This is a genomic window from Chelativorans intermedius (assembly GCF_025398255.1).
GTDB lineage: Bacteria > Pseudomonadota > Alphaproteobacteria > Rhizobiales > Rhizobiaceae > Chelativorans > Chelativorans intermedius.
Genome location: NZ_JAODNW010000013.1, coordinates 83,017 through 95,921, shown reverse-complemented (window position 1 = coordinate 95,921; position 12,905 = coordinate 83,017). Strand labels below are relative to the sequence as shown.

The following is a 12,905-nucleotide window of genomic DNA, read 5'->3' as shown; positions in this document are numbered from 1 at the left end:
CGCGGACGGCGGCGTCGACGGGGCCCCTGCCGACCACATCCCGGCTGCACCCCGGCTCGATTTCCACCAAGCCATGCCAGGCCCGGCCACGCGGATCTGCCGCTCGCCACTGCCCGCGGCCGGCCTGCGCCCATCCTCAACCTGAAGAAGAGTGAAAGGATGCCAAAAGGCTCTTGGCATTCCTGCAACGCTTTCATATTCCTTCTCAAATTGATCACGAAATGGTTGTATTCAAAAACAGGTTCAGGAAAGCGTCGCGGCAGCCCTTCCGCCTCGCACGGAGATTGGGAACACAATGAAGAAAACGATCGCACGGCTTGCCCTCGGGGCGGCCTGCTTGCTCATTGCAGGTTGCGGAGGGGGCGGAGGCGGGGACGGTTCCACGTCGCAGGACAATGCGCAGCCGAAACCGGCCGACTATCCGGTGCTCGACGGGGCGGAGGCGACCACCTATGCCAAGGACCCGGAGTTCAGGGCAATCGACCTGTTTACCCATGAGGAGAAGGCGTTGCGCCAGAACCTCGGGCTGCCTGCCCTGTGCGCCGGCATCAGCAATCCCGATTGCGCCAGCGCATCCACCTATGCCCTGCAGAACATTCACCACGCCCATACGGCAACGCTTGCCGACGGCACGAAGCTGCGCGGCAAGGGCACGCTGATTGCCGTGATGGACAACGGTTTTCTGCGCGGCCACCAGGAGTTTGCCGGCAAGACGATCCACAGCTTTGCGGGCGAGGTCAGGGCCTTCGCGGTGAAGGACCACGGCACGGCCGTGGCCGGCATCGCGGCCGGCAACGCCGATGGCAAGGGAACCATGGGTGTGGCGCCGGAAGCCGACCTGCACCTCACATCCTGGCATTTCGCCAACAAGAGCGGTTCCTTCCTGTCGCATGTGGCCGCCGGCACCGATGACGCGGCATCCCATGGCGCGGTGGTCCAGAACAACTCCTGGGGCCTGGCAACCGAAACCCCTGCCGACGAGGAGCTGGCGGCCTTCAGGGCCTCCAGCGCAAACAGCTACGCGGACTATCTGGCAGGCGGGCGCAGCAGCCTGAAGAAGGACTGGCAGCGGCTCTTCGACGCCTATGACCGCTTCCAGAAGACGGGTGTCATCGTCTTTGCCAATTCCAACGACGAGAATCTGGGCGCTGCCGGAGACGGAAGGGCAGACGCCTCGTCGCTCGCCGCGCTGCCCCTTTTCGTGCCGGAGCTCGCCGAGGCCTGGCTGGTCGTCGGCAATGCGCTTTTCACCGTCGACGAAAGCGACGGCAGCATTCTCGATGCGGACCTCATCTCGGCGCCGTGCGGCTCGGCCGCCGCATTCTGCCTGACCAGCGACGGCTCCGTCTACGCACCGACGGCGGAAAGCAAAACGTCCTACGACCTTGCGACGGGCGTGTCCTTCGCCGCGCCACAGGTGTCGGGGCAAATCGCGCTGCTGGCGCAGGCCTTCCCCAACCTCTCGCCCGCCGAATGGACGGTGCGCCTTCTGGCTTCCGCCCGTACGGACTGGGAAGGCTTCCAGCGTACGATTTCCGGCACGAGGATCTTCGGCTCCGGCGTCAGCCACCCCTATTCCCGCCTCTACGGGCATGGCGTGCCGGATATGAAGGCAGCGCTTTCCCCCATTGGCGGGCTGTCCATTGCCAGCGGGGCGAACGTCTTTTCCGGGCGGAGAACAAGCCTCGAGGGCGGTGTCAATACTGCCGGTCCGGTGATCGGCAATGCCCTTGCCAAGGCAATGGCCGAGCGCCGCATCATGCTGGTCGACGCGCTGGGAACGGATTTCTATCTGCCGGGCCGGGCGCTCGGCGCCGGCGGCAGCCCGTCTTCGAGCCCGGCAGACCCGGACCGGTTTGCCCGCAATGTCGAGGAAATCTCGGAAAGCTTCTCCTTCGCGGAGATTCCTTCCCGCTCCCGGCCCGCGCTCGAAAGCGCGGCAATGCCGAAGCTCTTCTTCTCGCAGGCGCATGGCGACCTCGGTGGCGAGAACGCCTTCTTCCGCCTGTTGCCGCTCGCCGATGGCGGGTTTCTGCAGATGGCCGGCCAGATGACGCAGGCGGACGATGCCGCCAGCAGCGCCTTCTCCCTTTCGCGCCTGATGGGCAACGAGCGCTTCGCCACGGAGGTCACCCTTTCCTTCAGCCACAGTCAGAACCGCTTCTTTGGCCACGCGGCCCGCGGGCCGTTCGTCCCCTCCAGCGATACGGGAACCGTGGCCACCGGCTTCAGCATCGGCACCGCCCTGTCGCCGGGCTGGTCAGTCGGCGCCTATGCCGAGTTCGGCAGCGGCTTCGCGGGGAACGATCCCGACGCGCTGGTGAATTATGGCGCCTTTGCCTATGCAAGCGGCGGGCTGTCCGCCCGGCGGCATGGCGTGCTGAACGGGGGTGACACGCTCGACCTTTATGCGGGCATACGTCCGACGGCGGTCGCCGGCGAGGCGGACCTGCGCCTGCCCGTGGGCCGCGACGCGGATGGCACCATTCACTACGAAAGGATCGCCGTCGATCTTGCGGAAGCCGATCTTCCGCTGCGCATCGGGTTCGTCTATCGCAACCGCTTCGAAAGCGGCTTCGACATGGCTTTCGGCCTCAACACGGATTTCGTGGCCAGCGAAGACCCCAATCCCGTCCTTTCCGTCTTGCTGGGGCTGAAAAAGTCGTTCTAGACGGGTTCATCGTTTCAATGAAACGCTGATCCGGTCCATCTGTTTGTTTCTGCGGCATTTGTGCGACGCCAGATGATTCCATCTGGCTGCAAAATGCTGTAGGGTCGCGGACGGCGTTTCCCGATCACAACCGGGGCTCCCGGTGCGGTGTCGGCAACCGGGCTGCGCTTTTCGGCGCGCCGCTTCAGGCGTCGGCCTCGCGCGGGCGTTTCACCCGTTGCGCCGCTTCGAGCACCAGGGGCCTGAGCCCCTCGCCCCCCCGCGCGACGATCTCGAAGAGATGGCGGCGCATGCGCGGCTCCCAGAACTTGTTGATGTGATCGGCCACGCCCGAGACGGCCTCTTCGTGCGGCATCGCCTCGAAGAACCGGGCAATCTGGTTGGCCATGTAGACGAGCTTTTCCTCGCCGGTCTTGTAGCCTGCCTCATGCGACATGTCGGGCCGCTCCGTCTCTTATGCGTTGGGGATGGGTAAAGATGTCGAACTCGTCGCCGCGCACCAGGGCCACGAGCGTGGCACCGCAGGTCTGCGCCGTGCGCACGGCAAGCGCGGTCGGCGCGGAGACGGCGATGATAACCGGCGCGCCGATGGCTGCCGCCTTCTGCACCATCTCCACGGAAACCCGGCTGGTGATGACCACCGCGCCGTCTGCTCCGGCAATCCCCGCTCTGGCGAGCGCGCCGGCCAGCTTGTCGAGCGCGTTGTGGCGGCCGACATCCTCGCGCGCGGCGACGATGCCCTTGCCGGGCACATAAAGACCAGCGGCATGGACGGCGCCGGTCTGCCTGTGCAGCGCCTGACGCTCGCCCAAGCGCTGCACGGCCTCAACCACATCGCCGGCGGCAAGCCCGAGCGACGCCCTGACGGGCGGCACGGCGCGCATCGCCTCCTCGATGGATTCGATGCCGCAAAGCCCGCAGCCGACGGGCCCGGCAAGGCGGCGGCGACGCGCCTCGAAACGCCGATTGGCAGCATCCGCAAGACGGATCTGCACGTCGAAGCCCGGCCCGACATCCTCTATGGCAATGGAGTCGATCTCCCGCGGCGACGACACGATGCCTTCGGTAAGGCTGAAACCGAGGGCGAAATCTTCCAGATCGGCGGGTGTGGCCATCATCACCGCATGGGTGGTGCCGCCGTAGGAGAGCGCCACGGCCGCCTCCTCCGGCACGGTGCGCCGCGCGGTGTGGGTGCCCCCGGCGCGGCGGGCAATGCGCGAGACGTGGGCGAGCGCAGCGGACATGCGCCTACTCAGCCGCCTCCACATGCACGATGCGGCGGCTCCTGCGCGACAGCGCCTCGTAATCCTCCTGCCACTCGGTCGGCCCGTTGGAGGGCGTCACCTGCACCGCCGTAACCTTGTATTCCGGGCAATTGGTGGCCCAGTCGGAATATTCGGTGGTGACCACGTTGGCCTGGGTCGCCGGGTGGTGGAAGGTGGTATAGACGACGCCGGGCGCCACGCGCTCGGTGATCTTCGCGCGCAAGGTTGTCTCGCCGGCGCGGCTTGCAAGCTTCACCCAGTCGCCATCGCGAATGCCACGATTCTCGGCGTCGAAGGGGTGGATCTCCAGCCGGTCCTCCTCGTGCCAGACGACATTTGCCGTGCGCCGCGTCTGTGCGCCGACATTGTACTGCGAGAGGACGCGGCCGGTGGTGAGAAGCAGCGGGAAGCGCGGGCCTGTCTTCTCGTCCGTGGCCACATAGGCAGTGCGGATGAACTTGCCCTTGCCGCGTACGAAGCCGCCCACATGCATGACGGGCGTGCCTGTCGGCGCCTTCTCGTTGCACGGCCATTGCACGGAGCCCTCGCGGTCCAGAAGCTCATAGCTGACCCCGGCGAAGCTCGGCGTTGTGGCGGCGATCTCGGCCATGATCTCGCTGGGGTGGGCATAGTTCCAGTCAAGGCCCAGCGACTGGGCGAGCTTCTGGGTCACTTCCCAGTCGGCATAGCCGTTCTTCGGCTCCATCACCTTGCGCACGCGGTTGATGCGCCGCTCGGCATTGGTGAATGTGCCGTCCTTCTCCAGGAAGGTGGAACCGGGCAGGAAGACGTGGGCATAGTTGGCCGTCTCGTTGAGGAAGAGGTCGTGCACGACCACACACTCCATGGCCGCAAGGCCGTCGGCCACGTGACGGGTGTTGGGGTCGGACTGCAAAATGTCCTCGCCCTGGATGTAGAGCCCCTTGAAGGAGCCTTCCAGCGCCGCATCCAGCATATTGGGAATGCGCAGGCCCGGCTCGTCGTCGAGCTTGACGCCCCACAGCGCCTCGTAGATGGCGCGCGTGGCATCCTCGGAGATGTGGCGGTAGCCCGGCAGCTCATGCGGGAAAGAGCCCATGTCGCAGGAGCCCTGGACATTGTTCTGGCCCCTGAGCGGGTTCACGCCGACGCCGGGGCGGCCGATGTTGCCCGTGGCCATGGCAAGGTTGGCGATGGCCATCACCGTGGTGGAGCCCTGGCTGTGCTCGGTGACGCCAAGGCCGTAGTAGATCGCGGCATTGCCGCCGGTGGCGTAGAGCCGGGCCGCCCCGCGGATGGTCTCGGCCGGCACGCCGGAGACCTGTTCGACCGCCTCGGGGCTGTTCTCGGGCTCCAGCACGAACTGCGCCCAGTCCTGGAACTCGTCCCAGTCGCAGCGCTCGCGGATGAAGGCTTCGTCGAACAGCCCCTCCGAAACGATGACATGGGCGAGCGCGTTGAGAACAGCGGCGTTCGTGCCCGGCTTCAGGGGCAGATGGAAGGCCGCTTCCACATGCGGCGAGCGCACGAGGTCGATGCGCCGCGGGTCGAGAACGATGAGCTTCGCACCCTGGCGCAGCCGCTTCTTGAGACGCGAGGCGAAAACCGGATGGCCGTCGGTGGGGTTGGCGCCGATCACCATCACCACGTCCGCCTGCTCGACCGAATCGAAATCCTGCGTGCCCGCCGAGGTGCCGAAAGTGGTCTTCAGCCCATAGCCGGTGGGCGAATGGCAGACGCGCGCGCAGGTGTCCACATTGTTGTTGCGAAAACCCTGGCGCACCAGCTTCTGGACGAGATAGGTCTCCTCGTTGGTGCAGCGCGAGGAGGTGATGCCGCCGACGGCACTCCTGCCATACTGGTACTGGATGCGGCGGAACTCGTTCGCCACGTGCCGGAACGCCTCCTCCCATGTGACCTCGCGCCACGGATCGGTGATCTTCTCGCGCACCATGGGGCGCAGGATGCGGTCCTTGTGGATGGCATAGCCATAGGCGAAGCGGCCCTTCACGCAGGAATGGCCGCGATTGGCCTTGCCTGCCTTGTAGGGCACCATGCGCACCACATCCTCGCCCTTCATCTCGGCGATGAAGGAACAGCCGACGCCGCAATAGGCGCAGGTGGTGACGGCCGACCACTCCGGCATCCCCTTCTCGATCACCGATTTCTCGCGCAGCGCGCCGGTGGGACACGCCTGCACGCAGGCGCCGCAGGACACGCATTCCGACTCCAGGAACGGCTCGTGCATGCCGGCGGCGATGCGGCTTTCGAAGCCGCGGCCTTCGACGGTGAGCGCGAAGGTGCCCTGGCTCTCCTCGCAGGCGCGCACGCACAGCGAGCAGACGATGCACTGCGAGGGATCGTAGGCGAAGTAGGGGTTGGAGAGGTCCATCTCCACAAAATGCGGATTGGCCTTTCCTTCGCGGGCCGGCCAGATGTGGTTCTCGCCTTCGCGGCCGTAGCGAACCTCCTTCAGGCCGACCGTCCTTGCCATGCGTGCCATCTCGCAGTCGCCGGCGGCACAGGCCGGGCAGTCCTCGGGATGGTCGGACATGTAGAGCTCCATCACGCCGCGGCGGATGGTCTGCAGGCGCTCGGTCCCTGTGGACACCTTCATGCCGTCGGCCGCTGGCGTGGTGCAGGAGGCCGGCGTGCCGCCACGCCCCTCGATCTCCACCAGGCAAAGCCGGCAGGAGCCGAAGGCCTTCACCATGTCGTTGGCGCAGAGCTTCGGCACCTCGATGCCGGCTTCACGCGCCGCACGCATCACGGACGTGCCCTCGGGCACCGTGATCTCGCGCCCGTCGATGGTGAGGGTGACCGTCTTGTCCGACCTGGCGGCCGGGGTGCCGTAGTCGATCTCCTTGACGAATGACATGGGTTTCTCCTACTCCGCTGCCTCCCGCACGGGGTGCGGACGGAAATCTTCCGGGAAATGCCTGAGCGCGCTGAGGACCGGATAGGGCGTGAAGCCCCCCAGCGCGCAGAGCGAGCCGAACTTCATGGTGTTGCAGAGATCGGTGACGATCTCGATCTGGCGCTCGGGCTCGATGTTGTTCTTCAGCCTATCGAGCACCTCGACGCCGCGTGTCGAGCCTACCCGGCAGGGCGTGCACTTGCCGCAGCTTTCGACCGCACAGAACTCCATCGCAAACCGCGCCTGTTTCAGCATGTCCACCGTATCGTCGAAGACGACGATGCCGGCATGGCCGATGAGCCCGTCCTTCTCGGCGAATGCTTCGTAGTCGAAGGGCGTGTCGAACAGGGCCGGCGGGAAATAGGCGCCAAGCGGCCCGCCCACCTGTACCGCCCGCACCGGACGGCCGCTGGCGGTGCCGCCGCCGATATCCTCCACGAGCTCGCCGAGTGTGAGGCCGAAGGCCGCCTCGAACAGGCCGCCGCGCTTCACATTGCCGGCCAGCTGGATGGGAATGGTGCCGCGCGAGCGGCCCATGCCGAAATCGCGGTAGAAGGCGCCGCCCCTGTCCAGGATGACGGGAACGGTGGCGAGCGAAATCACGTTGTTGACGACGGTGGGCCTGCCGAAGAGGCCCTCGATGGCGGGAAGCGGCGGCTTGGCGCGCACCTGCCCGCGCTTGCCTTGGAGGCTGTCGAGAAGCGCGGTCTCCTCGCCGCATACATAGGCGCCGGCGCCGACGCGCACTTCGATGTCGAAGGCGTATTGCGAGCCGAGAACGCTGCCGCCCAGAACGCCCGCCTGCCGGGCCGCCGCGATCGCCTCTTCGAGGATGCGGTGGGTGACGGGATATTCCGAGCGCAGATAGATGTAGCCCCGGGTGGCGCCGACCGCGATGCCGGCGATGACCATCCCCTCGATGAGGACGAAGGGGTCGCCCTCCATGATCATGCGGTCGGAGAACGTGCCGGAGTCGCCCTCGTCGGCATTGCAGACGATGTATTTCTGCCCCGGCGGCTGGTCTTGCACCGTCTTCCACTTGATGCCCGTGGGAAAGCCCGCGCCGCCGCGCCCCCGCAGGCCCGACTCCGTCACTTCCCCGATGATCTCCTGCGGCGTCATCGACAGGGCGTTTCTGAGGCCCTTCAGCCCTTCATGCGCCTCGTAGTCGCTGAGCGAAACCGGATCGGTGATGCCGCAGCGCGCGAAGGTGAGCCGCGTCTGGCGCTTGAGGAAGGGGATTTCCTCCGGCCTTCCGAGAAAGAGCGGGTGCGCGCCTCCCGAAAGGAAATCGCCGTCGAAGAGGGATGGGACATCCGATGGCTTCACCGGCCCATAGGCCAGGCGCCCTTTCTCGGTCTCCACCTCCACCATGGGCTCCAGCCAGTACAGCCCGCGCGAGCCGTTGCGCACGATGCGCACCTGCCGGCCGCGCGCCTGCGCCTCCTCCCCGATGGCGCGGGCGACCCTGTCCGCGCCGAGCGCCAGCGCGCCGGAATCGCGGGGGATGTAGATCGTCACCGTCATGCCCGCACCTCCCGAGCGATTTCCTCGGCCCTTTCCTCGTCGAGCCGGCCGATCAGCTCGCCGTCGAGCATTGCGGAGGGGGCGCAGGCGCAGAGCCCCAGGCAATAGACGGGCTCCAGCGTCACAGAGCCGTCCGCCGCCGTCTCGCCGAACCTCACACCGAGCAGCTTCTGCAGTTTCTCGGCCACCGCCTCGCCGCCCGTCGCCTGGCAGGCCTCGGCGCGGCACAGCTTCAGCACATGCCGGCCCGGCGGGTTCTGGCGATAGTCGTGATAGAAAGAGACGACGCCATAGACCTCGGCGCGCGTCAGGTTCAGCGCTTCGGCGATGGCGGGCAGAACCTCGCGCGGCACATAGCCGAACTCCCGCAGAATGCCGTTCAGGATCGGCAGAAGCGGGCCTTCCTCGTGTTTCCACCGCTCGATGATCGGCGCCACGGCGGAAACCATCTCGGTACTTGCCTGCTGCATGAGCAGCGCCCTCCCTGATGCACGTCACAGTGGAGGAAAAACGGTTTCCAAACCACGGATCAATATAGCATATTCGTTGGACGATAGAAAATTTCTATCATGCGCGCGCCAGCGCCTCCGCGACAAGCCGCGCCTGATAGAGCAGCGCCGAGACCATGGGCGTGTGCGGCTCCCGCTCCACGGCCACGACGCCGACGCTGTGGCTGGCATCCGGCTCGACGATCGGAATGGCGCGTATCGGCTCGGAAAAGCCCAGCACCTCGGCCAGGTTGAGCGGCATGATCGAGGCCCATTTGCCGGTGCGGATGTGGGAGAAGAGCAGGATCATGGAGTTGGATTCCAGCGTCGGATGGGCGCGTGCGCCGGCCTCCTCCAGATGCCGGTTGATGATGCGGCGGTTCTGCATGTCCGGCGTGAGCAGGCACAGCGGCAGTTCCGCCACCTCCGCCCAGGTCACCTGCCTGCGGTCGGAAAAGCGGTTTCCGGCCGCGGTGATGAGCTGGTAGCGCTCGGCGTAGAGCGGCACGGTGGCGACGCGCCCCAGGGGTTCGTTGTCGAGATAGGTGATGCCAATGTCGATCTCGAAATTCTCCAACAACGCCAGCACTTCGAGCGAGGTGCAGGAGACGACCGAGAAGGTCACGTCCGGGTGCTTCTCGCGGAACGGCGTCGTCAGTTCCGGCACCATGGCGAGCGCGGTGGGAATGGCGGCGATGCGCACGCGGCCGGCCAGACCGCGGCGCGCGGCGCGCATCTCCTCGCGCATGGTGCGCGCGTCCCCGACGATGCGCCGCGCCCATTCGAGCACCCGCTGGCCCTCCGCCGTCAGCCCCTGGAAGCGCGAGCCGCGCTGCACCAGCATCACGCCCAGTTGATCCTCCAGCTGCTTGATGGCGGCCGAAAGCGTGGGCTGGGTGATGCCCAGCTCCTCCGCGGCCCGGCCGAAATGCCGCTCCCTTGCGAGCGCGATGAAGAACTCCAGCTTGTCGATCATGGCCCAATGTCCACCGCGTTTTTGTACCAGCCTACATCATTGCATCGCCATCGGTCGCCGTGCTTTCCTGATTGCGCACACGAAGCGTGTGCGATGGAGGGGAAAGCGATGCTGACCTTGATTGGCGTCTTCGCCATCTTCATTCCCGCCCTCATCCTGCCGGGGCCGGACTTCGTGGCCGTGGTGCGCGCGTCCATGACCGGCGGCACGCTTTCGGGATTGAAGACGACGCTCGGCGTCTCGCTGTGCCTCGGCCTCTATGCGACCCTGAGCCTGCTCGGGCTTTCCGCCCTCCTCATGGAGTTTCAGTGGCTCGCCTGGGCGATCCGCGTTCTCGGCGGATGTTATCTCATCTATCTCGGCATCCGACTGGTGTTTGCCAGGCCGGAGCAGCTGGCGGCAAGCCACGCCGAGGCAAGCCGAATGAACAACCCGTTCATCTTCGGATTTCTCGTCACCCTGACGAACCCTAAGGCCATCGTACTTTTCGCCAGCATCTTCGCCGCCTCGGTGACGGGCGAGACGCCGGCCTGGGTGCTGGCGGCCATGGTGGGGCTCGTCGTGGCGAGCGCCTTCGTCTGGTACTCGCTCGTCAGCCTCTTCATGTCCTCGCAGCTTGTCCTCAGGCGCTTTGCCGACGCGCGGCATCGGGTGGAGCGGGCGGCGGGGGTCTGTTTCGTGGCGATCGGCGGGCGCATCCTTGCCGACAGCCGCAACCCCGTGACCGCCTGACATGCGCCGCCCGGCGCTTGGTATTTGCCCCGAACATGACTATCTGGCAGGGGAATGCGAACAATGAGCGAGCCGCAATGAGCGCAGTCACCCGCCAAACCGTCATCGACAGGCTCAGCACCATCAAGGGGCCGGATCTGGAAGGCGACATCGTTTCGCTTGGCCTCGTTTCGGAGATCTTCATCGCCGACGGCAAGGTGTTCTTCTCGATCACCGTGCCGGCCGAGCGGGCAAGGGAGCTCGAACCGTTGCGGCTTGCGGCGGAGCGCGCGGTGAAATCCATCCCCGGCGTCAGGGATGCCATGGTGGCGCTGACGGCGGAACGGCAGGGCGGGGGAATGGGCGCTGCCCCGCCCCCACCGCGCCCTCAGCCGCAGCCTGCCGGCCGCAGGCCGGCACCGCAGGGCGGGCCGCCGGCGAAAGCCGGCGTGCCGGGCATCGAGGCCATCATCGCCGTGGCCAGCGGCAAGGGCGGCGTGGGCAAGTCCACCACCGCCGTCAACCTTGCGCTGGGCCTCAAGGCGCTCGGGCTCAGGGTCGGCATCCTCGACGCCGACATCTACGGGCCCTCCATGCCCCGTCTCCTGGGGCTCAGGGGCAAGCCGGAAACGGCGGACGGCAAGACGCTGAAGCCCCTTGAGGCGTACGGCGTGCCTGTCATGTCCATCGGCTTTCTCGTCGAGGAGGAGACCCCGATGATCTGGCGCGGGCCGATGGTCATGTCGGCGCTGCGCCAGATGCTGCGCGACGTGGCATGGCCGGCGCTCGACATTCTGGTGGTGGACATGCCGCCGGGCACCGGCGACGCCCAGCTCACCATGGCCCAGCAGGTGCCGCTTGCCGGTGCCGTCATCGTCTCCACACCGCAGGATCTCGCCCTTATCGACGCCCGCAGGGGGCTCAACATGTTCCGCCGCGTCGAGGTGCCCGTGCTGGGCATCGTCGAGAACATGAGCTACTTCCTGGCGCCCGACACGGGCAAGCGCTACGACATCTTCGGCAATGGCGGCGCGAAGGCGGAGGCGGAGCGGCTGGGCGTGCCCTTCCTTGGCGAGGTGCCGCTGACCATGGATGTGCGCGAAACCTCCGACGCCGGCACGCCGGTGGTCGTCTCCGACCCGGACGGCGCGCAGGCCCGAACCTATCGCGCCATTGCGGAGAAGGTGCTGGCGGAGATGAAGGCCCGCAAGGCCGAGCCCGCGCCGTCCATCGTCTTCGAGTAGCCGCCAGCGGGCCACCGCTTCAGCCCATCCGCTCCAGATAGCTGAGCGGGTCGGGTTGCGTGCCTCTGGCGATGACGTCGATGCGCGCAATCGCGCGGTCGCGGGAAACCTGCAGATGGCGTTGCAGCGCCGTCGCGGCCGCAGCGGCCTGGCCAGCCAGCAGCGCATCGACCACCTCCAGATGCTCGGGCAGGAAGGGCTCCGTCCTGAACAGGCGCGCCGTCCATCGGTACAGGAACCGGTGGGCGATGAGCAGCGACTGGGGCTGCGTGATGGCCTGCATGAGCGTGTGGTTCTCGCAGCGCGCCAGAAGGGCGACATGCAGGTCGTGCTCCAGCCGGTCCAGCGTGGCGCCGCTCACCTCCGGCGCGGCCATGGCCGCCTCCAGCGCCTGCCGGCACCGCTGGAGCAGATCGCGGGGCAGGTTGGGCGCGGCCTTGGCGAGCGCCACGGGCTCCAGGATCCAGCGCAGTTCGTAGAGCTCTCCCACATGGTCCGCCGTCAGGGCAGGCGCATACCAGCGCGCGCGATCATCCTTGCGCACGAGACCGCGCTGCTGCAGGCGGGCCAGCACATCGCGGGCAACAGTGCGGCTGACGCGGTAGTGACGGGCAAGCTCGGCCTCGTTCACACGCCAGGTGGCAAAGGAGATCCGGGCGATGATCTCGCTTTCCACCTCGCCATAGATCCGCTCCCAGCTTGGCAGCGAAACCAGCTTGGGCACGTCCTCAAGGGTTGTACCGGCAGGCGGTGGCTGTTGCGAGGGTCGCGCGGGCTGATGCGACCCGCCGCCCGCCACCACATAGCCGCGCGAGGCCGAACGGGTGAGCAGCCCTGCCTCGGCGAGCTCGGCCAGGGCGCGGCGGGCGGGGGCCCTGCTGACGCCGAAACGCGCGGCGACCGCCGTCTCCGTGAGCGTGGCCGGCGGCGCCAGCACACCCTGCCGGATCTGCGCCGACAGAATCTCGAAAACGCGGTGATAGAGCCGGGGCGAGGAACCGATGCGCAGGTCCCGCCTGCCAGCCTTTTCGCCCTGCCGCTTCCCGCCTTCCACGCGATCCTCGCTCCCTCCGCCGCGGCGACGACTTTAGCGGCCCGGCCGGTGCCAAGGCAATCCGCGCGGCGGT

General features: G+C 67.0%; 10 protein-coding genes. 3 read left to right on the top strand and 7 right to left on the bottom strand.

Features of this window, described 5'->3' with window-relative positions; genetic code table 11:
- Window positions 1-295: 295 nt before the first annotated feature.
- The gene (locus NYR58_RS10835) at window positions 296-2,671 is read left to right on the top strand and encodes a S8 family peptidase (protein ID WP_261520672.1); all 2,376 of its coding nucleotides are present in this window, start codon (window positions 296-298) and stop codon (window positions 2,669-2,671) included.
- 184 nt (window positions 2,672-2,855) lie between these two features.
- On the opposite strand, the gene NYR58_RS10830 is transcribed toward NYR58_RS10835, so the two are convergent.
- The 6 genes from NYR58_RS10830 to NYR58_RS10805 all read right to left on the bottom strand — a co-directional run bounded on the left by NYR58_RS10830 (window position 2,856) and on the right by NYR58_RS10805 (window position 9,823).
- Entirely contained in the window at window positions 2,856-3,107 is a 252-nt protein-coding gene (locus NYR58_RS10830) for a formate dehydrogenase subunit delta (RefSeq protein WP_261520671.1), read from the bottom strand.
- A complete protein-coding gene (gene fdhD, locus NYR58_RS10825) occupies window positions 3,097-3,915 on the bottom strand; it encodes a formate dehydrogenase accessory sulfurtransferase FdhD (protein ID WP_261520670.1) in 819 nt (272 codons plus the stop codon). Before fdhD ends, NYR58_RS10830 begins: the two co-directional genes overlap by 11 nt.
- A 4-nt stretch (window positions 3,916-3,919) precedes the next feature.
- A complete protein-coding gene (gene fdhF, locus NYR58_RS10820) occupies window positions 3,920-6,793 on the bottom strand; it encodes a formate dehydrogenase subunit alpha (RefSeq protein WP_261520669.1) in 2,874 nt (957 codons plus the stop codon).
- Between the two features lie 9 nt (window positions 6,794-6,802).
- Window positions 6,803-8,359, bottom strand: coding sequence for a formate dehydrogenase beta subunit (locus NYR58_RS10815; RefSeq protein WP_261520668.1), 1,557 nt, complete (start codon window positions 8,357-8,359; stop codon window positions 6,803-6,805).
- The gene (locus NYR58_RS10810) at window positions 8,356-8,835 is read right to left on the bottom strand and encodes a formate dehydrogenase subunit gamma (protein ID WP_261520704.1); all 480 of its coding nucleotides are present in this window, start codon (window positions 8,833-8,835) and stop codon (window positions 8,356-8,358) included. Before NYR58_RS10810 ends, NYR58_RS10815 begins: the two co-directional genes overlap by 4 nt.
- Before the next feature lie 91 nt (window positions 8,836-8,926).
- Window positions 8,927-9,823, bottom strand: a complete 897-nt coding sequence (locus NYR58_RS10805; RefSeq protein WP_261520667.1) for a LysR family transcriptional regulator — start codon at window positions 9,821-9,823, stop codon at window positions 8,927-8,929.
- Window positions 9,824-9,931: 108 nt separating this feature from the next.
- On the opposite strand from NYR58_RS10805, the gene NYR58_RS10800 reads away from it, so the two are divergent.
- Window positions 9,932-10,555, top strand: a complete 624-nt coding sequence (locus NYR58_RS10800) for a LysE family translocator (RefSeq protein WP_261520666.1) — start codon at window positions 9,932-9,934, stop codon at window positions 10,553-10,555.
- A gap of 77 nt (window positions 10,556-10,632) precedes the next feature.
- Window positions 10,633-11,778 (top strand): Mrp/NBP35 family ATP-binding protein, encoded by a 1,146-nt coding sequence (locus NYR58_RS10795; RefSeq protein ID WP_261520665.1) that lies wholly within the window; start codon window positions 10,633-10,635, stop codon window positions 11,776-11,778.
- A 19-nt stretch (window positions 11,779-11,797) separates the two neighbouring features.
- Here the strand turns inward: NYR58_RS10795 and NYR58_RS10790 are convergent, their stop codons facing one another.
- Complete coding sequence (locus NYR58_RS10790) at window positions 11,798-12,832, bottom strand: GntR family transcriptional regulator (protein ID WP_261520661.1); 1,035 nt, start codon at window positions 12,830-12,832, stop codon at window positions 11,798-11,800.
- Between the last annotated feature and the right edge of the window lie 73 nt (window positions 12,833-12,905).

Coding starts and splice junctions, on each gene's coding strand:
- NYR58_RS10835 (WP_261520672.1), top strand. CDS start 296: ATGAAGAAAACGATCGCACGGCTTGCCCTCGGGGCGGCCTGCTTGCTC.
- NYR58_RS10830 (WP_261520671.1), bottom strand. CDS start 3,107: ATGTCGCATGAGGCAGGCTACAAGACCGGCGAGGAAAAGCTCGTCTAC.
- fdhD (WP_261520670.1), bottom strand. CDS start 3,915: ATGTCCGCTGCGCTCGCCCACGTCTCGCGCATTGCCCGCCGCGCCGGG.
- fdhF (WP_261520669.1), bottom strand. CDS start 6,793: ATGTCATTCGTCAAGGAGATCGACTACGGCACCCCGGCCGCCAGGTCG.
- NYR58_RS10815 (WP_261520668.1), bottom strand. CDS start 8,359: ATGACGGTGACGATCTACATCCCCCGCGATTCCGGCGCGCTGGCGCTC.
- NYR58_RS10805 (WP_261520667.1), bottom strand. CDS start 9,823: ATGATCGACAAGCTGGAGTTCTTCATCGCGCTCGCAAGGGAGCGGCAT.
- NYR58_RS10800 (WP_261520666.1), top strand. CDS start 9,932: ATGCTGACCTTGATTGGCGTCTTCGCCATCTTCATTCCCGCCCTCATC.
- NYR58_RS10795 (WP_261520665.1), top strand. CDS start 10,633: ATGAGCGCAGTCACCCGCCAAACCGTCATCGACAGGCTCAGCACCATC.